At 46.3% G+C, this 25,532-nt stretch carries 15 protein-coding genes, 1 tRNA gene and 1 other annotated feature; of the genes, 3 read left to right on the forward strand and 13 right to left on the reverse strand.

Annotation, left to right across the window (positions count from 1 at the left end; all coding sequences use genetic code 11):
• Positions 1-17: 17 nt before the first annotated feature.
• The 3 genes from MKY14_RS15605 to MKY14_RS15615 all read right to left on the reverse strand — a co-directional run bounded on the left by MKY14_RS15605 (position 18) and on the right by MKY14_RS15615 (position 5,238).
• A complete protein-coding gene (locus MKY14_RS15605; RefSeq protein ID WP_340976807.1) occupies positions 18-1,757 on the reverse strand; it encodes an exosporium glycoprotein BclB-related protein in 1,740 nt (579 codons plus the stop codon).
• Between the two features lie 430 nt (positions 1,758-2,187).
• Complete coding sequence (locus MKY14_RS15610; RefSeq protein ID WP_340976808.1) at positions 2,188-4,833, reverse strand: beta strand repeat-containing protein; 2,646 nt, start codon at positions 4,831-4,833, stop codon at positions 2,188-2,190.
• Positions 4,834-4,878: 45 nt separating this feature from the next.
• On the reverse strand, positions 4,879-5,238 hold the full coding sequence (locus MKY14_RS15615) for a hypothetical protein (protein ID WP_036687001.1): 360 nt from the start codon (positions 5,236-5,238) through the stop codon (positions 4,879-4,881).
• 249 nt (positions 5,239-5,487) lie between these two features.
• Positions 5,488-5,706 (forward strand) — a binding site (T-box leader).
• Positions 5,707-5,746: 40 nt separating this feature from the next.
• Between MKY14_RS15615 and MKY14_RS15620 the strand changes: the two genes are divergently transcribed.
• Complete coding sequence (locus MKY14_RS15620; RefSeq protein WP_340976809.1) at positions 5,747-7,612, forward strand: arginine--tRNA ligase; 1,866 nt, start codon at positions 5,747-5,749, stop codon at positions 7,610-7,612.
• A 61-nt stretch (positions 7,613-7,673) separates the two neighbouring features.
• Here MKY14_RS15620 and MKY14_RS15625 read toward each other — a convergent pair whose 3' ends face one another.
• The 7 genes from MKY14_RS15625 to MKY14_RS15655 form a co-directional block, all read right to left on the reverse strand.
• A complete protein-coding gene (locus tag MKY14_RS15625; protein ID WP_340976810.1) occupies positions 7,674-11,018 on the reverse strand; it encodes a GH36-type glycosyl hydrolase domain-containing protein in 3,345 nt (1,114 codons plus the stop codon).
• A 46-nt stretch (positions 11,019-11,064) separates the two neighbouring features.
• A complete protein-coding gene (gene bglX / locus MKY14_RS15630; protein WP_340976811.1) occupies positions 11,065-13,233 on the reverse strand; it encodes a beta-glucosidase BglX in 2,169 nt (722 codons plus the stop codon).
• A gap of 109 nt (positions 13,234-13,342) precedes the next feature.
• Positions 13,343-14,947, reverse strand: a complete 1,605-nt coding sequence (locus MKY14_RS15635) for an extracellular solute-binding protein (RefSeq protein ID WP_076129208.1) — start codon at positions 14,945-14,947, stop codon at positions 13,343-13,345.
• A 57-nt stretch (positions 14,948-15,004) separates the two neighbouring features.
• Positions 15,005-15,904, reverse strand: coding sequence for a carbohydrate ABC transporter permease (locus MKY14_RS15640; RefSeq protein WP_036686985.1), 900 nt, complete (start codon positions 15,902-15,904; stop codon positions 15,005-15,007).
• Between the two features lie 17 nt (positions 15,905-15,921).
• Positions 15,922-16,845 carry an ABC transporter permease gene (locus MKY14_RS15645; RefSeq protein WP_036687012.1) on the reverse strand — a complete coding sequence of 308 codons (924 nt, stop codon included), beginning with the start codon at positions 16,843-16,845 and terminating at the stop codon, positions 15,922-15,924.
• Positions 16,846-16,907: 62 nt separating this feature from the next.
• The gene (locus tag MKY14_RS15650; RefSeq protein WP_076195222.1) at positions 16,908-17,657 is read right to left on the reverse strand and encodes an alpha/beta hydrolase; all 750 of its coding nucleotides are present in this window, start codon (positions 17,655-17,657) and stop codon (positions 16,908-16,910) included.
• Positions 17,658-17,681: 24 nt separating this feature from the next.
• A complete protein-coding gene (locus tag MKY14_RS15655; RefSeq protein WP_076142395.1) occupies positions 17,682-18,695 on the reverse strand; it encodes a LacI family DNA-binding transcriptional regulator in 1,014 nt (337 codons plus the stop codon).
• Positions 18,696-19,139: 444 nt separating this feature from the next.
• Between MKY14_RS15655 and MKY14_RS15660 the strand changes: the two genes are divergently transcribed.
• The gene (locus MKY14_RS15660; protein WP_076281899.1) at positions 19,140-20,048 is read left to right on the forward strand and encodes a serine hydrolase domain-containing protein; all 909 of its coding nucleotides are present in this window, start codon (positions 19,140-19,142) and stop codon (positions 20,046-20,048) included.
• 1,854 nt (positions 20,049-21,902) lie between these two features.
• On the opposite strand, the gene MKY14_RS15665 is transcribed toward MKY14_RS15660, so the two are convergent.
• Both MKY14_RS15665 and MKY14_RS15670 read right to left on the reverse strand, forming a co-directional pair.
• Positions 21,903-21,976: transfer RNA gene (locus MKY14_RS15665), tRNA-Arg, on the reverse strand.
• Positions 21,977-22,185: 209 nt separating this feature from the next.
• Positions 22,186-22,542 carry a hypothetical protein gene (locus MKY14_RS15670; RefSeq protein ID WP_076305144.1) on the reverse strand — a complete coding sequence of 119 codons (357 nt, stop codon included), beginning with the start codon at positions 22,540-22,542 and terminating at the stop codon, positions 22,186-22,188.
• Positions 22,543-22,686: 144 nt separating this feature from the next.
• Here MKY14_RS15670 and asnB point away from each other — a divergent pair, with 144 nt between their 5' ends.
• Positions 22,687-24,531 carry an asparagine synthase (glutamine-hydrolyzing) gene (gene asnB / locus MKY14_RS15675; RefSeq protein WP_076129204.1) on the forward strand — a complete coding sequence of 615 codons (1,845 nt, stop codon included), beginning with the start codon at positions 22,687-22,689 and terminating at the stop codon, positions 24,529-24,531.
• Between the two features lie 99 nt (positions 24,532-24,630).
• Here asnB and MKY14_RS15680 read toward each other — a convergent pair whose 3' ends face one another.
• A complete protein-coding gene (locus MKY14_RS15680; RefSeq protein WP_076146344.1) occupies positions 24,631-25,467 on the reverse strand; it encodes an aldo/keto reductase in 837 nt (278 codons plus the stop codon).
• Positions 25,468-25,532 lie beyond the last annotated feature (65 nt).

Genomic DNA, 25,532 nt, shown 5'->3' on the forward strand with positions numbered 1-25,532 from the left:
ATCCCTTTTTCTTCAGATTATGCGATTGTAACTCCTGCACTAGCATAGCCAGCAACAGTTGTTGCAACGTCAATGCCAGCCGTGACCGTCGAAGTGAAGACCAACAACAAGCGTTCTCCCACAGTTACAGGGATGCTCAAACCTGTGGTATTACCACTGCTAATAGTTCCAAGAGCAATTAATCCTGTAAGCGGAGGACTTAACGTAACTAAAGCCCCAGGTACTGCTGTGAAGGTATTGTTAGGTGTAGTAGATCTGTATAATTGAGCCGTGATTGTTACCGTAGACCCCACCAAACTAACGGAAGCTGTCGCACTGAAATAGGCTGCCATAGACGTAATCGTTCCAGTTCTAGGAACCGAGAACGCAAAGTTCAGCAAGGTTCCAGCCGCTCCGGTGAGATCTATAGTACCGCCTGTAATACTGATATTAGTTGCACTGCTACCAAAACCAACTGCACTTGAAGTATTCAAAAGCCCCCCTAATACAGTGGTCATTGCTACTGGAAGACCAGAAGAATATGGAATAATTGCACCTGAACCAGTAGCACCTGTTGCTCCAGTTACACCAGCACCTGTTGCTCCCGTTGCTCCAGTACTTCCTGTCGCTCCAGTTACACCAGCAGTTCCTGTCGCTCCAGTTACACCAGCGCTACCCGTCGCTCCCGTTGCTCCAGCACTTCCTGTCGCTCCCGTTACTCCAGCAGTTCCTGTCGCTCCAGTTACACCAGCGCTACCCGTCGCTCCCGTTGCTCCAGCACTTCCTGTCGCTCCCGTTACGCCAGCACCTGTTGCTCCCGTTGCTCCAGCAGTTCCTGTTGCTCCCGTTGCTCCAGCAGTTCCTGTTGCTCCGGTTACGCCAGCACCTGTTGCTCCCGTTGCTCCAGCAGTTCCTGTCGCTCCCGTTGCTCCAGCAGTTCCTGTCGCTCCAGTTACACCAGCACTACCTGTCGCTCCCGTTGCTCCAGCACTTCCTGTCGCTCCCGTTACGCCAGCAGTTCCTGTCGCTCCCGTTGCTCCAGCACTTCCTGTTGCTCCCGTTGCTCCAGCAGTTCCTGTTGCTCCGGTTACGCCAGCACCTGTCGCTCCCGTTGCTCCAGTGCTTCCTGTTGCTCCCGTTGCTCCAGCAGTTCCTGTTGCTCCGGTTACGCCAGCACCTGTCGCTCCCGTTGCTCCAGTGCTTCCTGTTGCTCCCGTTGCTCCGACGCTTCCTGTCGCTCCAGTAGCTCCAGCACCTGTGGCTCCGGTTTCGCCAGTACTTCCTGTCGCCCCCGTTGCCCCTGCACTTCCTGTCGCTCCCGTGGCTCCAGCACCTGTGGCTCCGGTTTCGCCAGCACCTGTCGCTCCCGTTGCACCAACGCTTCCTGTAGCTCCAGTAGCTCCAGTAGCACCTGTAATTCCTATATTTTCTCCATATAATTCAGAGTAGACAAGGCGATGAGCAGTCACTAATTGACCTGTGCTACTCTTCCCCCAAACTGAAATTTGAATGGGATCATCAATCGTAATAGGTGTTGTGAATAGAAATTCAAATGAATCAAAGTTTGCATAATAATCCCTATTAACCACTTGATTAGGAGCTAAATTAACCTGTTCACTTACATATAAAGTTCTTGTCCCATTCATATAATAGCCTTCGACTTGAACCGTTGACGGAGTATCATCACTCTGATTGACAATTTTAAGAGTAACAAGCTGAGTAGGTCTTACACCGCCTACCAGATTATTTTCTATAGGACCAGTAGATAGTTGACTCAATTTTCAACACCTCATTTTTTATGAATTTTAAAATACGCTTATTATTTGAATTGCGAAAATCAAATCAACCGAACAAGATTCTCCTCAATAGCTTTGTAAAAAACGTGGTTTTATCTATAATCATTCCTCCTACCTACTCTAAGTTGATAATCTATGAGCCTAGAAAATTAGTTCCTATTTTTTGGCTCTTTATAGTATTATTCTTATTTTGAATTAAGGTGTGGACATCCATTTAAAAACTACTATTACACATATTTGATTTATTAAAATAAGCTAAAAATCTGTAATGGTTTAATAGAATAAGAATCTAATAAGCAACGTTCCAGTCGACTTATAACATATGCCAACAAAACAGAGGGTAACCCGAGAGCCACACTAACGGCTACCGAATTACCCCTGTTATAAACACTGAACTTGAAGATAAATAAGCTTAAGTTAATTCATGAACAGACCAGACGATACCTGCTGAGTTCGCTCCACCCAAATTCAAAGGAACCGTCAAACCATTTGCCACATAGAACAAGCCAATCACATCACCTGCGGTTAATGCAAATTCTCCAGCTAGCGTCACAGTACCACTTCCCAAAATTGCTCTCAAATCTAATATAAGCGCTACATTCACATCAAGTACTGGGAACAACCCACTTACCAGATTTGTTGCAGTAGGAGAAGTTCTCTGAACTACGAAAGCCGGATTAACTCCAGCACCAAGACTGATAGAAAGTGAGGCAGTTGTGGAATAATTGATAGTCGCTTCAATCGAATATCTACCAGTTGTCGGAATGGTATAATTTCCACCAACTTCGTCGAAAGACGGGCTATCATAAAAAGGTGTTGTCACAGTCCAGCCAGTTAATTGTGTAGATGTGGAAATTGCCAATGAGGGTTTGAAAGCAGAAAACCCTTCTTGTTGAATATTCGGACCTGTTGCTCCAGTTACTCCGGTAGCTCCGGTAGCTCCGGTAGCTCCGGTTACACCAGCTATTCCAGTCGCTCCTGTTACTCCAGCTACTCCTGTTGCTCCCGTTGCTCCTGCTACTCCCGTTGCTCCAGTCGCTCCAGCTTCACTCGTTGCTCCGGTTGCCCCAGCTACTCCTGTTGCTCCAGTTGCTCCGGTTACTCCTGTTTCACCCGTTGCTCCGGTTACACCAGCTACTCCTGTTGCTCCGGTTACACCAGCTACTCCTGTTGCTCCAGTTGCTCCTGCTACTCCAGTCGCTCCGGTCACTCCAGCTTCACCCGTTGCTCCGGTTACACCAGCTACTCCTGTTGCTCCGGTTACTCCTGTTTCACCCGTTGCTCCAGTTACACCAGCTACTCCTGTTGCTCCTGTTGCTCCTGCTACTCCAGTCGCTCCGGTTACTCCTGTTTCACCCGTTGCTCCTGTTGCTCCGGTCACTCCTGTTTCACCCGTTGCTCCGGTTACACCAGCTACTCCTGTTGCTCCTGTTGCTCCAGTTGCTCCTGCTACTCCAGTCGCTCCGGTCACTCCTGTTTCACCCGTTGCTCCGTCTACTCCCGTTGCTCCCGTAGCACCAGTCGCACCAGTCTCTCCTGCTCCAGTTGCTCCAGTCGCTCCAGCTTCACCCGTTGCTCCGGTTGCTCCAGCTTCACCCGTTGCTCCGGTTGCTCCAGCTTCACCCGTTGCTCCGGTTGCTCCAGCTACTCCCGTTGCTCCGGTTGCTCCGGTTGCTCCAGCTACTCCTGTCGCTCCGGTTGCTCCGGTCGCTCCAGTTGCTCCAGTTGCTCCATCCGCTCCGGTTGCACCAGTCGCCCCAGTTACTCCGTCTGCTCCTGTCGCACCAGTCGCACCAGTCACTCCATCGGCTCCTGTCGCTCCTGTGGCACCCGTTGCTCCATCGGCTCCCGTTGCTCCAGTTGCACCAGTCACTCCATCGGCTCCTGTCGCACCAGTTACTCCGTCTGCTCCTGTAGCTCCAGTCTCTCCTGCTCCGGTAGCACCCGTTGCTCCATCCGCTCCAGTTGCTCCCGTTGCACCTGTAGCTCCATCGGCTCCTGTTGCACCAGTTGCACCTGTAGCTCCATCGGCTCCTGTCGCCCCAGTCTCTCCTGCTCCGGTCGCTCCGGTAGCACCCGTTGCTCCGTCAGCTCCCGTTGCACCAGTCGCCCCAGTTGCTCCATCGACTCCAGTCGCTCCAGTTGCTCCGTCTGCTCCGGTCGCCCCGGTTGCTCCGTCTGCTCCCGTTGCACCCGTTGCTCCATCCGCTCCCGTTGCACCAGTCACTCCATCTGCACCTGTTGCACCTGTCTCTCCTGCTCCGGTCGCTCCAGTTGCTCCGTCAGCTCCCGTTGCACCAGTCGCCCCAGTTACTCCATCTGCTCCTGTTGCCCCAGTCTCTCCTGCTCCGGTCGCTCCTGTTGCACCCGTTGCTCCGTCTGCTCCCGTTGCACCAGTCGCACCATCTGCCCCTGTTGTACCTGTCGCCCCAGTCTCTCCTGCTCCGGTAGCACCCGTTACTCCATCCGCTCCGGTTGCACCAGTTGCACCTGTAGCTCCATCGGCACCTGTTGCCCCAGTCTCTCCTGCTCCGGTCGCTCCAGTTGCTCCGTCTGCTCCCGTTGCACCAGTCGCCCCAGTCACTCCATCTGCCCCTGTTGCACCTGTCGCCCCAGTCTCTCCTGCTCCGGTAGCACCCGTTGCTCCATCGGCTCCGGTCGCTCCCGTTGCACCAGTCGCTCCGGTCGCGCCAGTTATTCCTTGCGTTACACCAAGCAATTCTGCATGTACAAGTCGATGGGCAGTCACAATCTGGCCAACGCTATTTTTTCCCCATACTGAGATTTGAATCGGATCATCTACCAGACTTGTAGTTGTAAAAATAAATTCAAACGCATCAAAATCGGCATAATAATCACGTGTTATAACTTCATTAGGTGCTACATTTATCAGCTCGCTGACATATAAAGTTCTTGTCCCATCCATATAGTATCCTTGAACAAGAGCCATTGATGAATCAATGTCACTTCGGTTATCAATTTTGACAGTAACATGCTGAGTAGGTCTTACACCCCCTACCATACTATTGTCTATCGGTCCGGTAGATAAATAACTCAATTTCTCATCACTCCTTTAACGTTAACTGTGTCACAAAAATAATTATTAAATTAATACTGCCTGCTTCTCCCACGCAACTATGCGATGAGGATCTACCAATGCCCCCGAGTTCTGTTTTCCCCAGACTGAAATCCCAACCTCTGCTTCAACTGCTTCTACTGTTGTAAACACAAATTCAAATGCGTCCAAGTCGGCAAAATAGTTCTTAGTTAAAACTTGATTAGGTGCTAGATTTACTGTTTCATTCACATACATCGTTCTTGATCCGTTAAGAAGGAAACCTTGAATAACTAGATTATAAGGATTAAGAGAATCCCGATTAACTACTTTTACGGTTACCAGTTGCGACGGTCTGACCCCTAGGATTGGGCTGTTATCTATAGGTCCAGTAGAAAAGATAGCCATGTTTTATTCACTCCTCCCTTCCACTACAAATTGAAAGATTAGTGGCTCCGTATAGTAATATTCCTTGGCTTGAGTTAGCGTGTGGACTGTTGTGCAAAGGAACAGCTGGTCCTATAACAAGACAGCCTTCTTTTTCCAAATTTATAATCTACTAATCTGATAAGCTAACAACAAAGAGCAACCAAGATTGTTAAGAAGCTAACCACTATTGCTTTTTATGAAATATTAGGTATACTGGTAAAAATTAATTAAGCATCGATGAGCGGGAGAGTAGTTAACGAGATCTAGTCCTCAGCGAGCCGGGAGAGTGTAAGCCGGTACAGATCCCTTTAATGAAGCGCACCCGTGAGATGGACTTCTGAACCTTAGTAGGAAGTCCCGGCTGAAGGCCGTTATCCCGTAAGGTGGCTGAACAACTTGTTCAGCAACGAGAGTGGTACCGCGAGCGCTAAAGCCCTCGTCTCTTTTGAGACGAGGGCTTTTTTGTATTTTCAAAGGAGGGTATACCATGTTAAATCAAATCATCAAAGACGGAATCGAGCACAGTGTACAACGTGTATTCAATACCTTAGGAGCTGACTATCCAGAGGACATTGCCATTCTGATCGAACAGCCAGCAAATCTAGAGCATGGTGATTATTCATGCAATATTGCTATGCAGCTAGCCAAAACTCTACGTAAATCCCCAATGGTCATAGCAGAATTAGTGAAAGCAGAGCTTCAATTCCAAGGGCGCTTCGCCGGTCTTTTACAAAAAGTTGAAGTCGCTGCTCCCGGATTTATCAATTTGTATATGAATTGGCAAAGCTGGGCTGAACATTCCTTTGAACTGCCTGCCAGCACTGGGGAAAAAGTCATCATCGAGCACACTTCTATCAACCCCAACAAAGCCGCCCACGTAGGTCATCTAAGAAACGCCTGTATCGGCGATACTCTAGTCAGAATTATGAAAAGAACTGGGTATAACGTAGAGGTCCATAACTACATTGATGATCTCGGCAATCAGCTGGCGGATACAGTTGTTGGATTATTAAATATATCTTTAGAAGGGGAACACCAACGTTTCGGTGATTTTTGCTGGGATCTTTATGCCAAAGTGAACAAAGAATATGCGCTGAACCCTGAGATGACACATAAGCGCACAGATATACTGCACTCCCTTGAACAAGGGGGCGGTAACGAAGCCTGGCTGGGCAACCTTGTAGCTGAACGCATCGTTAGAGAGCATGTAGAGGAAATGAAACATTTTGGAATTTATTATGATTTGCTGGTATGGGAGAGCAGTATTTTAAAAGAGGGATTTTGGGTAGCCGCAGCTGAGCTACTGAAGCAGACAGCCGTTTTTGTACAAGAGACTGAAGGTAAACTCGCAGGCTGCTGGGTGCTAAAGCAAGGAACAGAGGCTAACATTGGAGCGGATTCAGAGGAGCATCAGCTCGATAAGGTGCTGGTGCGTTCGAATGGGATTTTAACGTATACAGCCAAAGATATTGCCTATCATCTCTGGAAATTTGGTCTTTTGACCAAAGATTTCTCCTATAGCGAATTCTCGTCCGGTTTATGGACAACTGGATTAACTGGAACCCAAGAATCTTATGGGCAGGCGGACAGAGTCATCAATGTGATCGATTACAGACAGGAATATCCACAACAGATGGTTAAGCAAGCCTTAGGGGCACTAGGTTATAACGAGCAAGCAGACAAACTCCATCATGTGAGCTATGGTGTTGTATCTCTTAGTCCCGCTTCGGCGGCCGAGCTGGGTATAGATATTTCAGAAGGCAAATCTTCTTATGCTATGTCCGGGCGCCAGGGAATCGGGATTAAGGTAAGCGATCTGGTGGAGCTTATGGAACAGAACATTGAGCACACACGTTCCGATAAAGACGGCCTGTCCAGCCGATTGATTGCCACTGCTGCGATTCGCTACTATCTGCTGCGGTTTAATTTAGGAACGGAAATCGTGTTTGATTTCAAACAGGCTACCGAAATATCCGGCAATACCGGAGTTTATCTGATGTATACTTTTGCGCGTGCGACAAGCGTTTTGAGTAAAGCTACGATCCCAATCCTTACAGCTGCCGCACAGCTTCAGTTCCCTTCCGAATTGGAAAAAGCAGAGCTTGCGCTGCTAAGACAGCTAAGCCTCTGGCCCGAGATATTACATTCAGCAAGTATAGAGTTAACGCCAAATACGCTCTGCACTTACGCACATACCTTAGCTACACTGTTCAACAACTTCTATTCTGCATGTCCGATTCTAAAAGGAGATCCAGCTACGATCAAATTCCGCCTCTGGCTCACTTCAAGATTCAAGGACATCTTGGGAGATGTGCTCGAAGTGCTTGGGTTACCGACACCGAGCCGAATGTAAAAAACACAAAAAAAGGGCAATTTCCGCGCTTAACGCGGAGATTGCCCTTCTATATATAATGTTACTTATAAATCTCTATCACATTTCCAACTTCCGTGCTGAGACGATCAAAGTCCGCACGTTTGATGCGAACACCACCACTACGATAGCGGTTAGGTGTACCTTCTGTTTGTACTTCCGTACCGTTGATAGTAATTTGACTAATCTCACGCCCTGTAAGGTGATAGATAAAGTCTACCTTAGTGCCTGCATATTCAAAGCTGAAGTGCATTCCATCCAGCGATTCCGGCAGAATCGGGTCAACAATTAAGTCTCCACCTTCCGTACGGATCCCCAGTGCATTCGAGATTAACTGGTTCATATAGATCCCAGGACCGCTGGAATAGATTCTCCAGCCACCTTTAACAGCTACGTCACCATTGCGCAGTTTATCGAAATTCTCCTGTGCCTCATAACGGGTGTTAAATTTACCATCCGAGCTACTGAAATAGGAGTTAGCTTGACGTAGTTCAGCGTTTGGCACCACATCGCGGATTCCGATCGGATTAATCGCTGCCAGACCCTTCCAGACCTGATCGGTTTTACCGAGCTTAGCCATAGCCTCTACATAACGGATATGTGCATGCACATACTGAAGTCCAATTTCCCGGCCAAAGTTAGCCGCTTGCTCCGCACGTTTGAAATGAGTGCTGACCCCGCCAACATATTGAGCTGGACGATTCATCAGACGCACACCGTCAGGGCAGAATAGTTTATCCTGAATGACATCATAGTGTGCTTCGGCCTGTTCCGGAGTAAGCAGCTCACTGATCATACTGCGCGTCATAGGCAGCAGACGGTACTGAATACCTGTTTCTGTGTCACTTGGGTGCACCATAAGTTTAATTTGCTCAGGGTCTTCCATATACAGGAAGCCAGGAATCACTTCGGATTGAAGCATATGAGTATGGAAATCCTTACGGATCCCTTCCACCATCGCCTTCAGTTCCTCTGCCTCAGCTTGATCAACTGAACGAAGCACCTCTGAGAACTGATTAAGTGTCTGATAGGTAAGTGCCACTGTCCAACTGCTGACCATATACTGCTTCAGCTGTGGATTTGCAGGCTGGAGCGTATCATCCCAGTCTCCATCACCGTAAGAAGACAGATGTGTGTCATGCAGGAAATGATCCTTAATATAAGCAATTTCCTTCCGTGCGTGATCCAGCAACGTCGCCTTTTCTTCTGTAAAGTCAAAGCTGTGCTTACGGGTATACGGTACTGTTGCTCCCAAGATGCTGTAATCCTGAGTTACTGCCAAGTAGTCTCCAAGCACCTTAAGCGGCCATACAATAATATCTCCATGACTTTCTTCTTGTTGTATCTTCGTGTATTTATCAAACATGAACCACTGTGGCCAGTTGCCATCATCTTCATATTGATGACTATACAGCGTCAGCAAAATTTCACGAACCTGTTCGTATTTTTGCGTAGCCATGAAATATTCCACAGGTCCCTGACATACATCCCGGGTTCCCCAAGCAGCGCCACCATATTGCTCTAAACCATGTGGAACCGAATAGTGAACCAGCATGTTATGTGTGTACCACCAAGTCAGAGCGTTAACCTTAAACAGTTCACCTTCTGTTCCGTCCCCAAGCGTCAGGCGGAAGCCATTCATCACACCAGCATAAAACGCGCGATAAGCAGAAATTTCTTCCTCAGCTGAACGATTTCTTGGAGCAAGTGACTTACCATCCAGAAGCCCTTGAATATTCAAGGTCCATTCACTGATGGCAGACAGCTCCAGAACTGCTAACGGCGCTTCAGTTGGTTGAACAGGAGAGACAAGTCTACCTTCATCCTGCAGAGTTAACACCGCACCCTGTACCTGTAATTTATACTGTAAGTCAGGATATTCACCAGCACTTAGTGTGCTTCTGTCAGCGGAGAAGATTACTGCTCCACTTTCTTGCTTAGATTGATATGGAAGCTCGTATTCATTAACGTTCATAGTGATTTGATTAGTGACTAAATAACGATAAGCTCGTCCGCTTTCCGAACGCACATTCAGGAATATCTCTGGCGAATCTTCGGTGGTGTAGTTCGTAATAATGAAGCATTCACCATCTGTTCTGTAATACCAACGAGCATAGTTGAAACCAACCTCAAATAGAGAAGGCATGGTCAGCAAACGATATTCACCGTTCCACTCTACATAAATGCGTTGTCCTGAAGCTTTTGGAATGTTAAGCGCATTTCTTGGATTGGACATTAGCTTGTTGAAATTGGTATTTCCAATTACCACTTGGGAGTTAAAGATCCCGTACATATAAGAAGTTGTTGTGATGACCTTATCATTAAGTCGAGCGTTATCCCCACTCATCAGGATATGGCCGTGTGGCCGTTCTACGCGCATTTCTTTCTCTTTTAATACTACGTGCTCATAATTCTCAGTGAAAAAGGAAAGTAGTGTGTCTCCTTCTCTCTCCTCCTGATAACGAACCGGAAACAAGACCTCGATCTCTTTCTCTGTCAGCGAATCTGCAGCCAGCGGTGCTCCCAGCTCCTTCGAGAAGAAAGAACGTTCAAGTGCTGCTTCAGCTTCTAAAGGTAAATCTTTAACAGCATCCCAAGCCGCAGCAATATCATTAGCAAATTCTAGCGTAGTGATCGCTTCTGGATGATCTTGCTTAAACAATCCGTAGAACACAAACCGTGTTTCCCCGCTCAGCTTCACCCGTTCCGATTGCAGCGCAGTATATGCGAATTCATATTGATAGATCTCATTACTTAATTGCTCACGACCCAAGCTCTCTGGTTGGTTGGTTTCTTTATAGGACAGTCCAAAGAATTGAAAACCGTCTGTTGAGAAGCTTGTTGCCTTGGTAAGTGAACCCTGTTGCAGATATGGGAATTTCCCGCCCTGCGGCTGATTCTGTCTAGAGCAAACAACGTACCCGTTGGATTGATCCTCAAATACCGCATGATCGATATACTGTGACAGGTAAGCTTCATTACTGCGGACAGCGGCGATATCAGCAATCCCTACATCCTGTCCGTACACGAGATCTACCTCTGCATTTTGTCCAGTAAGCTTCACATCCCAGAACCAAGCTCCTTCTGCAGTAGGGGTGAAAATAACTTGATATTCAATATTTTCCGCAGTACCTTCCCAAACCAAACGGTTTCCAGCCTTACGTACAGTGCTTGAAGAATGAATGCCCAGCAAAGGAATGGCTTGAATGTTTCCATCATTGTGCACTCGCAAATATAGATTGGATAATGAACCATCCACAATGCTTGGCAGCAATTGATTGATCATTGTCCGTTCATAGAGGACTTGGAACAAGTCCCCGCTGTTTGTAAAAGTGAAGGATAGATCCCCGGCGTTTAAACGGATGTTAGTATTCAAATTAGTAGTCATATTATACACTTCCTCCATTACGGCGTTACTGCCGTATATATTCTACTTATGTTAATGTTAAGCAAAAATCCCGTTCTTTAACCTCATTGCTGTTCGAACCGACGAATAATTTAAATCGTCCCGGATCGCTGCTAAAGCTTAGATCGCTATGATAGTAACGAAGCTGCTGTTCGGTAAGTGTAAAGGTCACTTCACGACTTTCCCCTGGTGAGAGGTCGATTTTGGCAAAATCCTTCAGTTCCTTCATCGGTCTGACGACCTCTCCGGAAATGTCTCGGATATACAGCTGCACTACCTCTTCCCCATCTACTTCTCCAGTATTGGTCACCGTAACTTTTATTTCAATAGGCTGATTTTCAGTCATAATTTCACCGGACAGAATTGGTTCACTATAGCTAAATGACGTATAGCTCAGTCCAAAACCAAATGGCAAAAGCGGCTCATTAGGAATGTCCAGATATTGCGAGACATAACGTTTGTCGGCACCCGGAGCATGAAGTGGGCGTCCAGTGTTGAAATGATTGTAATAGACTGGAATCTGCCCAACGGATACCGGGAAAGACATCGTTAATCTTCCTGAAGGATTCTCATCTCCATAAAGTAGACTGGCAATTGCCGCTCCGCCTTCACTGCCCGGGAACCAAGCTTCCAGAATAGCATCTGCATGCTCGTACACACCGGCCAAGTCTAGTGGACGTCCATTAAACAACACCACCACGATAGGCTTATTCAGCTGTTTCAGACGTTGTAAAAGCTCAAGCTGCGCTTCCGGCAAACGGATATCTGAACGGCTGCCCGCTTCTCCACTCATCTCTGAATGTTCACCAAGCGCCAGTACAATCACATCAGCTTGCTTAGCAGCCGCTTCCGCCTCCAGCCACTGTTCCTCTGTAAAGCTATCGACTCCAGAACCTTCTGCAACAGTAATCTTACCCGCACCTGCGCGAGCTTGAAGTGCTGGTGCAAGACGGCTTGCCTCTTCCGTTGAACCCAACCACGACCACGGTCCAAGAATATCACCGCTAGTAGCAAACGGTCCAATTAGCGCAATCCGTTGCTCTGCAGCAAGCGGCAGAACCTGATCATTCTTGAGCAGTACGCAGGATTTAGCCGCCAACTCACGCGCCGCATTTCGATGATCTTCACAGAAGATTACCTCACGCTCTTTCTCGACGTCAGCTCCGCGGAACGGATGCTCGAACAAGCCCAATCTTTGCTTCAATTTCAAAATACGAAGCACAGCTTCATCAATAATCTTTTCATCTACTTGTCCATCTGCAACAAGCGCCGGAAGCTGATGAACGTAACAAGCCGTCATCATCTCGATGTCTACACCAGCTTTGATGGCTTTAAGTGCTGCCTCAGCCTCATCCTCGGCGACACCATGTGGGATCAGTTCCTTCACTGCACCCCAATCCGAAATCAATACGCCATCAAATCCCCATTCCTCACGAAGCAGCTGGCGAAGCAGCTTGACGTTGCCGCTTATCGGAATCCCATCAATCGTATTAAATGAAGTCATGACCATTTCTGCACCTTCATCCAGTGCTGCACGATAGGCCGGCAGATAATATTCACGCAGCTGCCGTTCCGATAAATCCACCGTATTATAATCACGACCGCCTTCGGATAGACCATAGGCAGCAAAGTGCTTAATACAAGCCGCCAGACGATCTACATCACCAGTCAAGTCGCTTCCTTGAAATCCGCGCACAAACGCACGGGCAAACCTACCATTCAAATATGGATCTTCTCCTGTAGATTCCATTACTCTTCCCCAACGTGGGTCCCGTACAAGATCCGCCATTGGCGCATAAGTAACGTGCACACCGGAGACTGCCGCTTCTTTAGCCGCAATCTCGGCGCTCAGCTCTGCGCGATCCATATCCCAAGAGCAGCCAATTGCCAGCGGGACCGGAAAAATCGTCTTGAAGCCATGCACAATATCCGCCATCATCAGCAAGGGAATGCCCAATCTATTTTTGCGTAAATGGGCTTCCTGAACCGCAATGACTTGCGCTGCACCTGATAGACCAAGTACAGAGCCGCTGCTCTCGATCATGTGGTCCGTAATTCCCATGGATGCCATAGGGCCAGTGATTTGTCCTCCATCCTCTGCCCCTTCATAGAAATTAGCGGCTAGCTGCTGCAATTGTGCAATCTTTTCTTCAAGCGTCATCTGGTTCAACAAGGTAGTCAGTTGCTGCTCATTCATTTCAAATCCTCCATTGTTCAATTCTGCCGATGCCTATGAATGGAAAAACCCGTGTGCAAGAATTGCACGCGGGTCCTGTAGGTTCATTCCTACATGCATAGGGCGAAAGCTATTTTTTTAGATTGTTTAGTTCATCTAGAACCGGCTGAACGAGGGATTGTTTGCTCTTAACCCATTCTTTCCAGTTCGCCTCTAGATCGCCTGGTTTCAAAATCAGGTTAGTGTATTCTGTAGCATAGTCAAAGGAAGCCTGATTTTTAGCCTTGGAATCATACAACTGGTAGTCCCAGTCATATTCAGCCGTTGCTTTGTCTTTTAACGCAAGCTCAGCTTTTTCCTTGAACAGTTCTACAGAACGATCGCGATATTCTTTTTTGATCGCAGGGTTCACGACACTAAAGTCATCCGCCAAGACATACAGTCCTTCAAAACGGTTCGGATATTTCTTATCCAATGTTGTTCCTTCAGGGAGTAGGCTGATTAATTCGCCATTTTCGCCTTTTTTCCAGTCTGTTCCTTCAAAGCCCAAGTTAACGGTCAATTGACCTTCTTTACTTGTTGTATATTCCATGAAGTCCATAATCCGTTCAAATTTCTCTTTGCTAATATCTGGCGAGAAGATTACAGCAGACCAGAAGTTAACTTGATCGAGGTTACGATATTTACCGTCATCGCCAAGTACAATAGCTGTGTGTACTAGGTCATCACTATTTACACCTAGGTTATCTTTCATTTTAACGTCCATGTCTTTTCTGTAAGAAGCCAAACCACCTAGACTCGTAATACCGGAAACACCGTTAACTGTGAACTTTTGGCCAGATTCACCATTTTTCCAAGTATAAAACTCAGGGTGCAGTAATCCTTCTTTATAAGTAGTTTGAAGTTCTTTCAGTGCCGCTAACGTTTCATCGTTGGCTGGACCCCATTGGTATTTGCCATCTGCATCTTTATAGAATGCTGACTCTACTCTGGAATGCACGCTATTAGCCATTACAATATTAGTCAAAGCATCGTTGATGTCATAAGAAATAGGAATGAGTTTATCTCCTACCTTGCCAGGGTCTTTCTCTTTAAGCAATCTAGCAAATTCCATCAGTTCTGTAGTAGTGTAGGCATCCTTCAATTCAAAACCAACGGCTTTAGCCCAGTCAGAACGCAGAGCAATTACTCCGATTTGGTTAATGAGCGGATCTGCCGGCTTGTTCTCAAAGTATACCGGTCTTGGCAGAACATAAGTGCCACCTACCGCTTTCTCCAATTCATCGCCAAGTCCTGTCAGCTTATAAGCGGCTGCCACATTCGGCCAGCGTTCTTTCCAGTCATCTGGCAGCTTGTACAGCAGCCCTTGATCAATGTAATTAAGCGCATCACCGTGAACATAGTTCCAGCTTGCTACGTCAGGAAGATCACCAGAGTTAATCCATAGGCGAAGCTTCTCAGCCCATGAATCCCATTCAATATAGTTGTAATCCCATTTAATATTGAACTTATCCGTAAAATATTTATGATACACGTTATCAAAATCAGATTCTGTTGTCTTAATGGTACTGGCTAACGAAATCTTCAACTCATCTTTATATCCATCTGTTGGATTGCCTGAATTTCCGCTATTAGCATTGTTGTCTGAGCTTGAGCATGCTGCCAACATGATTGGAGTAAGACATAAAACACCGGCAAGGATTGACTTTACAGATTTTCTTTTTAAAATATTCATTTTGTCCTCCTTAAATTGTGTGACTGACCCTCTTTTATATGGATAAATCATAAACCACTAGGTCTTGATAGCCCCTGTAAGTACCCCTTTGGCAAAGTGCTTTTGGAGCATTGGGAAGAAACACATAATAGGAACCATGGTAACGAATACTGCCGCCATTTTCATACCCATGGAGAATGATTGTTTACCCACTGCGTCAACACTTGTGGCATTCGATGCATTCACTTGGGCTTCCATAATGATAGATCGCAACACGTTCTGCAGTGGCATCTGATCCGCTTTCCGCAGGAAGATCATGGCGTCATACCATCCATTCCAGAAGGCTACTCCGTAGAACAGTGTGATGGTAGCTACGATTGGAGCAGATAATGGCAGGACTACAGAGAATAGGATTCTCCATTCCCCAGCACCATCAAGTCGCGCAGATTCCATCAGGGACTCAGGCAGACTGCTAAAATAGTTCGACATCAGAATCAGGTTAAACGCACTGAAGCTTCCAGCCAGAATAACTGACCAAAGGTTGCCTGTCAGATGCAGATCCTTCATCACCAGGTACAAAGGTACAATCCCGCCATTAAAAATCATTGTGAACAGGACAAGCATAAAAATCAGCTTTTTACCCGGGAATTTATTGCGGCTAAGGCCGTAAGCCATACTTGTCGTCAAGAACAAGCTAAGCGGGAGTCCTAAGATTAAGATCTTAAAGGTATTCCAATACCCTGTCCCGATCCGCCCATCAGCAAAGAGTGCCCGATAAGATTCCAGTGTTGGGTTCTTCGGAAATAACATCATAGGGTTATCAGCGTATTCTTTTTGCGTAGAAAAAGAAATCATAATGACATTCCAGAATGGAATAAGAATGGCCAAAGCGCCTACACTCAGAATTACGAAAATCACATAATCCATAGCGGTCATTTTTTTATGGTCTTGCATAATTGTCAGCTTTTTTTTACTCATACATTTGCACTCCTTTCTTACCGGAATAAACCGTCTCCGCCCATAAGTTTGGCAGCTCTGTCTGCCAGAATCAGCAGAATCATATTAACAAGTGAACGGAACAAACTGACTGCAGTGGAGAATGAAAAGTCTGTTGAAGACTGGAACGTGATTCGGTAGATATACACATCTAGTACTTCCGAGACGTTTTTCGTTGCAGCGTTGCTCAAGTTAAAGATTTGGTCAAATCCAGATGACATCAGGCCACCGACAGAAAGGATAAACATAATCGTAATCGTCGGAAGAATGTTAGGCAGAGTAATGCGGAACATTTGCTGCAAGCGTGTAGCACCATCAATCTGTGCGGATTCATATTGGTCTGTATCAATACCAGAGATAGCGGCCATAAAGATAATGGCTCCCCAACCTGCTGATTTCCAGATATCCGTAAGATACAACATCGGAACGAACATTTTTTCAGAACCTAGGAAGTTAATGCCTGTCCCGCCAAACATTTGAATGAGGCTGTTAACCAGACCATCATAGGAAAGCACATTGATAACAACCCCGGATACTACGATCCATGACAGGAAGTTCGGAAATGTAAACACCGTCTGTAAAGCTTTTTTGTAACGATTCATGCGCAGTTCATTCAGCAGCAATGCCAATATGATTGGAAAAGGGAACTGAATAATCAGCTTACCGATGTTAATGGTTAACGTTCTCCATACGGCGTCAATAAAAGCTGGGTCACGGAACACATAGGTGAAATTCTCGAATCCGCTCCATGGGCTGCCCCAAATTCCTAAGTTCGCTTTAAAATCTTTAAAAGCCAGAGATAGACCACCCATCGGCAGATAAGCGAATAGGAAAAGCCACACTAGTCCAGGAAGCACCAGAGTATAGACCATTCTGTTCTTCCAGACTTCTCTTAGGAACAGTTGGAATCTGCTGTCGTTCATTTTTTTAGCCGGTATTGCAACTTCGGATTTCAATTTGCATCTCCTCACTCTGCTTATGTCTTTTAGTTGTACAAGAAATCAAAGGTTGTCTTCAGATGCTCCTCCCAGAATCGCCATTCATGAGTTCCAGGGGTCTCAACATACTGAAATTCATAAGGGGTCGTCTCTAGGTAAGCTGCGAATTCCCGATTCATCTCCACAAACGGATCTTCCGAACCACAGCAAGTCAGAATCGAAGGCAGGTTACGTTTATCGTCGACCAATTTAGCGGCTAAAGCGTACAGATCCTGATCCGGCTTAATTTGTAAGCGTTTTCCAAAAGTACCCGCCATCTCCCTCGCCATGTCCTTGGACATTTGCGGATCGTTTAATCGTTTCTGGAGATCGGTAACTCCTGATAACGAAACCACTTTGCTGTAACGCTCGGGATAGGTAAGTCCACATTTCAGAGCGCCATACCCGCCCATCGATAAACCAGCGATATACGTCTTCTGCGGATTATCATCCAACCTCATCATTCGGCCACAAAGCTCGGGAAGCTCATGGGTCACATAGTGGAAGTAATCCAGTCCGTACTCCATGTCTGTATAGTAGCTCCTGTTTACTTGGGGCATTATGACTGTACAACCATATTGACTTGCATACTGCTCAATAGTAGTCATCCTGTGCCAAGTACTGGCGTTATCACCAGCACCATGCAGCAGGTAGAGCGTTCCTCCAGACATGTTGCCTGAATCGACGGGGGAGATAATACTGATGGTCGTTGTCATTCTCAAGGTAGGAGAGCCTGTCTCAACTGTTAATAATGCCATGAGTTATCTCCTTTTCGTTCTTATTCATTTGTTTATTTTCTTGCAAGATCCCCGCTTAACCAGTACGGATTCGAATACCATATGTTTGTTTTGCGAATCACCTGTGATCAGGTCAAACAAAATTTCAACACTGGCCTTCGCCATATCCACTCCGGGTTGGCTGATCGTATCCAGAGATGGATGATAATATTCTGCCATTTCAATCCCGTCGAATCCGATGATCGAAACATCATTTGGAATTGATAAGCCCAAGGACAATAACGCCTTAGCCGCCCCAATGGCAATCGTATCTGATGCAGCAAAAACAGCAGTGATATCTTTTTTCTTATTGAGCAGACGTTTGGTAGCTGTAAAGCCTGAGCTTGGACTATATTCACAGTCCTCTACCATTGAAGGGTCGTACTCAATTCCATGCTCCTCAAGCGCCTTGATATAACCCATAAGCCGCCGGTTACCTGTTGTATTTTGCACCAGAGGAAATCTGGCCAAAAAACAGATATTGCGATGTCCTAATGAGATTAAATAGCTGACAGCCTTATAAGATTCCTGAAGATCATCAATGATCACGCTTGAAAAAACAGCAGGATCGACTTCTTTTGTAGTCGTGATGGTAGTCAGAACAAATGGAATTTTTAATTGTTTGAATTTATCTTCGGAATGATCATACGTTCCGCCCATAAAAATTACGCCATATAGATTTTTTTCTTTTACAAGCTGTAGAGCGATATCGATCTCGTCTACTCCATCTTCTACATGCTGGATCATTAGCGGACATCCCCGCAGGTTCACCTGGCGTTCAACTTCTTTGATCATGTCGGCAAAAAACGGGTTTGAGATCCCTTTTACCATTAGCGCTATGGTATTAGATCGCGTTTTTTTCAAGTTGCTCGCATTACCGTTTGGAATATAGTTATGTTCTCTAACAACCGCCATCACTTTAGCTCTAGTTGTATCGCTTACAACACCGCTATTATTGATTACTCTGGAGACTGTGGCGATACCCACGCCTGATAGCCTTGCAATATCTTTGATATTCATATTTACCTTGCTCCACTCCTATGATGAGTCCCCCCTTCACCCGATGAAAATCAGGTTGTGGAAACGCATGAAATGATGGGAAACGTTTCCCACGACATCATTTTGAGTCCTTAGCGCGTTTTTTCCGCTTACTTCGTCCATTATGAACAGGTAATTTTTATAAGTCAACTAAAAACACAAAAAAAATTGTGATTCATCACTTTTTATTTGGTTAAAATTACAATAAGTATATAGTTACTAAATCAATGAATTAGAAATAATTGTAATTTATATATCAAATAATAGTTCCACTTGCTTTATTGACTTTAAAATAAGAATGGAATACCATCAATTTAGTGATTTTCATCGCAATAACAGAAAACGTTTCCACTCATTTTTCTAGTTTTTCTTTTTGTCACTTCGCTATCCTAGCTAAGAATATCAAGAGAAAGAAGGACTCTTTTTATGTTGAACATGGCTCCATTCGCAGCTAAGGCTCGTGAACGAAACCTGAATATTTTCAATGTTCGTGTGCTTCAAAACGGAAACCTTGTGGGAAAACTGGATCTCACGGAGGATATTCGGCGCTTGCAGCATTCCGTCAGCAAGTCTTTTACTTGTATGGCAGTAGGTCTTGCCATTGATGAAGGGAAGCTGACACTGGAAACAACGCTTAGAGATGTTTTTCCGGAGTATGCCTCTCCTCTTAAACAAACACCTCCTTCCATGCAGCCCGGAGATATAACTTTGTTCGATTTGCTGCGAATGAGTACAGGGCACGACTCCCCTCCATTTTGGGCTGAGGAGAGATTAGCCTTGAAGGATAAGAATTGGGTACAGCATTATTTGTCTCTGACTTTAGACAGAGCTCCCGGCGAGAAATTTACATACAGCAGCGGAGATACCATTATGATCTCTGCAATGGTGCAAGCCCGCGTCGGGCAAACCGTAAAGGATTATCTGTTACCTCGTTTGTTTGCACCTCTGGGCATAAACAATGTCGATTGGGAAACAACACCTCAAGGGGTAACCCTTGGCTGTGCCGGACTTCAGATTAGCACGGAAGAGTTAAGCCGGTTTGGACAGCTGCTTTTACAGCAAGGAAAGTGGCAGGGCCAGCAACTAATTCCCGCAGCATGGATCAATTTTGTTACACAAAAACAGATCGACAATGATGGAAATGGCGACTGGGGAGAAGGATACGGCTGCCAATTCTGGCTCTGCTCCCACGACGCTTACCGTGCCGATGGCGCTCATGGACAATTCTGTCTTGTGGTGCCGGACGCTCAAGCAGTCATTGCAATTAACAGCATGGAAGATAACATGCAGGGAATCCTGGATACCGTCTGGGAGGAAATCTGGCCGCTTCTTTAGGAGCGGTCTTTTTTTATGGCTTGAGGTTAGCGTGCGCATAATGGGTAATTTACATTCTTCGGCGATTAGTACTTAACACCGCCAAGTAACCAGCGCTGTCTCAGGCTGAGAAGGCTTGCGGACTCAGGTGACGTTATTTACTCTTTTATCGCCTTTTGAGCAACGTTTCGGACTCCAGTGCAGCTATTGCTGAGAAAGTAGCTCATCTGGGGCACATTTGGTACCAATAGCGACGATGGAGTCCGATGACATCGCAAATGTGGCACTTTTCAGCTTTTAAGGTCCTCTGGGTCCGATAGCTGCTGCGTATGTACAATATAAGTAACTAAACAGATGATAAGTAACTAAACACGCCCAAGCGTTCACACCAATAAATGCTCAAACCGTATGTCCCCAACGCCTACAAGTAGCTCATCACACCAAGTAACCAGCAATACTTAGACTGAGGAGGCTTGCGGACTCAGATGACATTATTTACTCATTTATCTCCTTTTGAGAAACGTTTCGGACTCCAGCGCAGCTATTCCTGAGAAAGTGGCTCATTTGGGGCACGTTTGGCACCAATAGCGACGATGGAGTCCGATGACATCGCAAATCCCGCACTTTTCAGCATTTAAGGTCCTCTGTGTCCGATAGCTGCTGCGTATGTACAATATAAGTAGCTCATCACACCAAGTAATCAGCACTTTCTTTCTCAGACCGAGGAGGCTCGCGGACTCAGATGACGTTATTTACTCTTTTATCGCCTTTTGAGCAACGTTTCGGACTCCACTGCAGCTATTGCTGAGAAAGTGGCTTATTTGGGGCACGTTTGGCACCAATAGCGACGATGGAGTCCGATAACATCGCAAATCCCGCACTTTTCAGCATTTAAGGTCATCTGGGTCCGATAGCTGCTGCGTATATACAAAATAAGTAACTCATCACACCAAGTAACCATTACTTTCTGAGACTGAGGAAGCTTGCGGACTCAGATAACGTTATTTTCTCATTTATGCCTTACGAGCAACGTTTCGGACTCAAGTGCAGCTATTCCTGAGAAAGTAGCTCTTTTGGGGCACGTTTGGCATCAATAGTGACGATGGAGTCCGATAACATCGCAAATGTGGCACTTTTCAGCATTTAAGGTCATCTGGGTCCGATAGCTGCTGCGTATGTACAAAATAAGTAACTCATCACACCAAGTAACCAGTATTTCCTGAGACTGAGGAAGCTCGCGGACTCACATGACGTTATTTACTCTTTTATCGCCTTTTGAACAACGTTTCGGACTCCAGTGCAGCTATTGCTGAGAAAGTAGCTCATTTGGGGCACGTTTGGCATCAATAGTGACGATGGAGTCCGATGACATCGCAAATGTGGCACTTTTCAGCATTTAAGGACATCTGGGTCCGATAGTTGCTGCGTATGTACAAATGTGGGCTAGATGCTGGAAGTTTGATGTTCAATGATGGTTAGCAGCTCAACACACCAAGTAACCAGCATTACTCAGACCGAGGAGGCTCGCGGACTCAGGTGACGTTATTTACTCATTTATCGCCTTTTGAGAAACGTTTCGGACTCCACAGCAGCTATTCTTGAGAAAGCGGCTCTTTTGGGGCACGTTTGGCACCAATAGCGACGATGGAGTCCGATGACATCGCAAATGTGGCACTTTTCAGCATTTAAGGTCATCTGGGTCCGATAGTTGCTGCGTATGTACAAATGTGGGCTAGATGCTGGAAGTTTGATGTTCAACGGTGAATCGAATTTCGACGTTTAGATCAAGAAGGAAGACAAAGCACCCCGTGTGTGACCCCGAACTAAAACTCGCGCACGCAAAAACAGCCTTCCCGAAGGAAGGCTGTTAATTGACGTCCCGGAAGGGATTCGAACCCCTGACCGTGCGCTTAGAAGGCGCATGCTCTATCCAGCTGAGCTACCGGGACATATAAGAAATAAATACTATGTATTGACGCAACGATATTTATTATACCTTATTCAGCGGATTTTTCAAGTCAAAACAACTTAGAAAAATAATAAAAGTGTTTCCGGTGCAGCTTTTTCACACATCAGCGTAACCACAGGAAATGAAAAAAACGGCATTTCTGCCGTCTTTTTCAGCCATTCCAGTGTGCGTTTTACAAACCTTCGATATTTACTCCAGCTTTCGAAAACGCTTCTCCAGCTGCTTTTTTAAATCCCCAAAAGTGAGTACTTCTCGTTGAAACTTGGAATGCTCATCTTCTGGCGACATGAAGTTACTGCCTGTAAATGCACTCGAGGTCACATCTTGAAAAGCGTCATGCATATTGTTATCAAACCAATCGGTGGAGGTATCAGCATCATTAGTCAGAATACGGACAATCTCATATCCTTCTTCACGCCGATCCTCAACGATATACACCAAAAGCGCAGGATCACTAACAGCACCCGGCAAAACACCCACTTCTGCACAAGGCGCACCATCGTACTCCATCATTCTGCGAATTTTGGCGTCTTTAATATAATACACCTGTCATCCTTCCCTCCTGGCAAATTCCCCTCTCCCCTAGTGTTCGGATAAGGACATACATTTTATGCCTTCCTTCGGCATATATCTGTATTACTTGGCAAAAAAGTAAGGACAACAATCGCACAAAAGAGAGGATGAACCATCATGTGCGGAATAACCGGATTTATCCAGTGGCGCGGAGATCTCACTCAGCACTCGCAGCTGCTGGTCAAAATGACTGAAACTTTAGCAAACCGCGGCCCCGATGCAGCCGGAACCTGGATCTCAGGCCCCTGTGCTTTCGGTCACCGCAGACTTAGCGTTATCGATCCGGAGAACGGTGCCCAGCCCATGATCACCCGCCATGAGGAACAGGTATACGCGATTGTTTACAACGGCGAATTATATAACGCCCTCGAACTCAAACAGGAACTTAAGCAGCGAGGGCATCAATTCCGCACCCAGTGCGATACAGAAGTGCTGCTGCATTCCTATATCGAATGGGGGCCGGATTGCGCAGAGAAGCTCAATGGAATCTTTGCTTTTGCAGTATGGGACGGTCTGCGGGACCAAGTCTTTTTTGCACGTGACCGTTTAGGTGTGAAACCCCTGTTCTACAGCAAGGTTGATGATGTCCTAGTTTTTGGCTCAGAGCCTAAGGCGTTGCTGCAGCATCCCAAGGTACAACCAATCGTGGGTCCTGAAGGTCTCGCAGAAATCTTCATCATCGGTCCAGCGCGTACACCGGGTCATGGTGTTTATAAGGATATGCAAGAGCTTCGTCCAGGTCATGCTATGATCTATAGCCGTGAAGGTCTGCGCAGTTATGCCTATTGGAAGCTGGAGAGCGCAAAGCATACTGACAATGAAGCAGAGACAGCCGCTAAGGTGCGTGAACTGCTCCAAGATACACTCGAACGCCAACTGGTCTCAGACGTCCCTGTTTGCTCTCTTTTGTCGGGAGGGCTGGATTCCAGTGCGCTGACGGCACTTGCAGTGGATTACTACAACCGGAATGGTCAGGGACAAGTGGATACTTATTCCGTAGACTATGTAGATAACGACAAACATTTCAAAAGTCATACTTTCCAGCCGGGAGCAGATGGGCCGTGGATTAAACGAATGGTCGATGAATTGAATACAAACCACCACTACATCTCGTTCGATACCCCAGAGCTTGTAGAAGCGCTGGATAATGCTTTGTACACTAGGGATTTACCAGGGATGACCGATGTAGACTCTTCTTTGTACTTATTTTGCCGGGAGATTAAAAAGAACGCGACAGTAGCTATTTCCGGTGAAGCTGCGGATGAGATTTTTGGCGGATACCCTTGGTTCCACCGTGAGGAAATGCTCTCCTCAGGCACTTTTCCTTGGTCAGTTGCTCCGAAAATGCGTGCAAGTCTACTTTCCCCAGAAATTAACGAGTGGATCCGTCCACTGGAATATTTGGGTGACAGATATAGCGATGCGGTGGCTGAAGTTCCGAAGTTGGATGGAGAGACGGGAAAACAAGCACAAATGCGCGTCATGTCCTATCTGAATATCACCCGCTTCATGCCTACTCTGCTAGACCGTAAAGACCGAATGAGCATGGGCGCAGGGCTAGAGGTACGTGTTCCATATTGTGATCACCGACTCGTTCAATATGTATTTAATATTCCGTGGGAAATCAAGAATCTGGGGGGCCGTGAAAAAGGGATTTTACGTAAATCTCTTGAAGGCATTCTTCCAGACGATGTGCTCTACCGCAAAAAAAGCCCTTACCCCAAAACTCATAATCCTGCCTATTTAAATGCGGTACGAACTCAGGTATTAAACATTCTGGATGACTCCACTTCACCCCTACTTCCGCTAATTGATGCTGCCAAAATCCGTGAGATCGCCGCTTCCCCGGAATCCTCAACCAATCTGCCTTGGTTCGGCCAGCTCATGTCCGGTCCTCAGCTGTTTGCTTACCTCGCCCAAGTGGATCTCTGGCTGCGTAAATATAACGTCTCCATCCAATAAACACGTAGATAACTGAGGTAATCGACAAGCCAAACAGCAAGTCCCCGTATCCGGTGGCTTGCTGTTTGGCTTGTATTTGCAATAATTACTCTACGATCTTTAAAAGTTAAAGTTGTCCGGGTCCGGGCCAAATCGATGGTCTTTGTTCAAGCCCTCGATAGCTTTGACATCCTCATCACTAAGCGTAAAGTCAAAGAATCCCGCATTCTCCTTGATTCGATCCGCATGTACGGATTTAGGAATCGTAATGACACCTTGCTGCAAATCCCAGCGAAGTACAATTTGAGCAGGGGTCTTGCCATACTTCTCAGCCAACTCGTTTAAGAGCGGTAGATCAAGATTCCCCTGCATTAATGGACTCCATGCTTCAAGCTGAATGCCCTGTTCATTGGCATATTTCAGCAGCTCGCGCTGAGTCAACAGCGGATGGAATTCCACCTGATTCACCACAGGCACCACTCCGGTATCCTCGATGATATCTTTCAGATGATGAACCTGAAAATTGCTCACGCCGATAGATTTGATGAGGCCTTCTTTTTGCAGATGAATTAAGGCCTTCCATGTCTCACGATATTTCCCTGCCACCGGCCAGTGTATGAGATACAGATCTAGATAGTCCAGACCCAGCTTGCGCCGGCTATCCTCGAACGCTTTTAGCGTAGATTCATAACCTTGATCAGGATTCCGTACTTTAGTTGTAATAAACAACTCATCCCGGGCCACTCCACAATCACGAATAGCTTGTCCTACGCCTTCTTCGTTATTGTATCCGGCTGCTGTATCAATACTGCGATATCCTAATTCCACTGCGGTTTTGACCGCATGAATAACCTCTTCGCCATCTTTAGTCTTATACACGCCAAGACCCAGCCACGGCATGGTCACCCCGTCATTTAAAGTAGGACCACCCGAGAACGGTGCATTCAATTCACTCATCGCTTAACCCTCCAAGCTTATTGTTATTTCGTTAAACATACTTAACCTATTTATCCACTTAAGAA

It is taken from the genome of Paenibacillus sp. FSL R5-0887, from assembly GCF_038002305.1.
Taxonomy (GTDB): domain Bacteria; phylum Bacillota; class Bacilli; order Paenibacillales; family Paenibacillaceae; genus Paenibacillus_AQ; species Paenibacillus_AQ odorifer.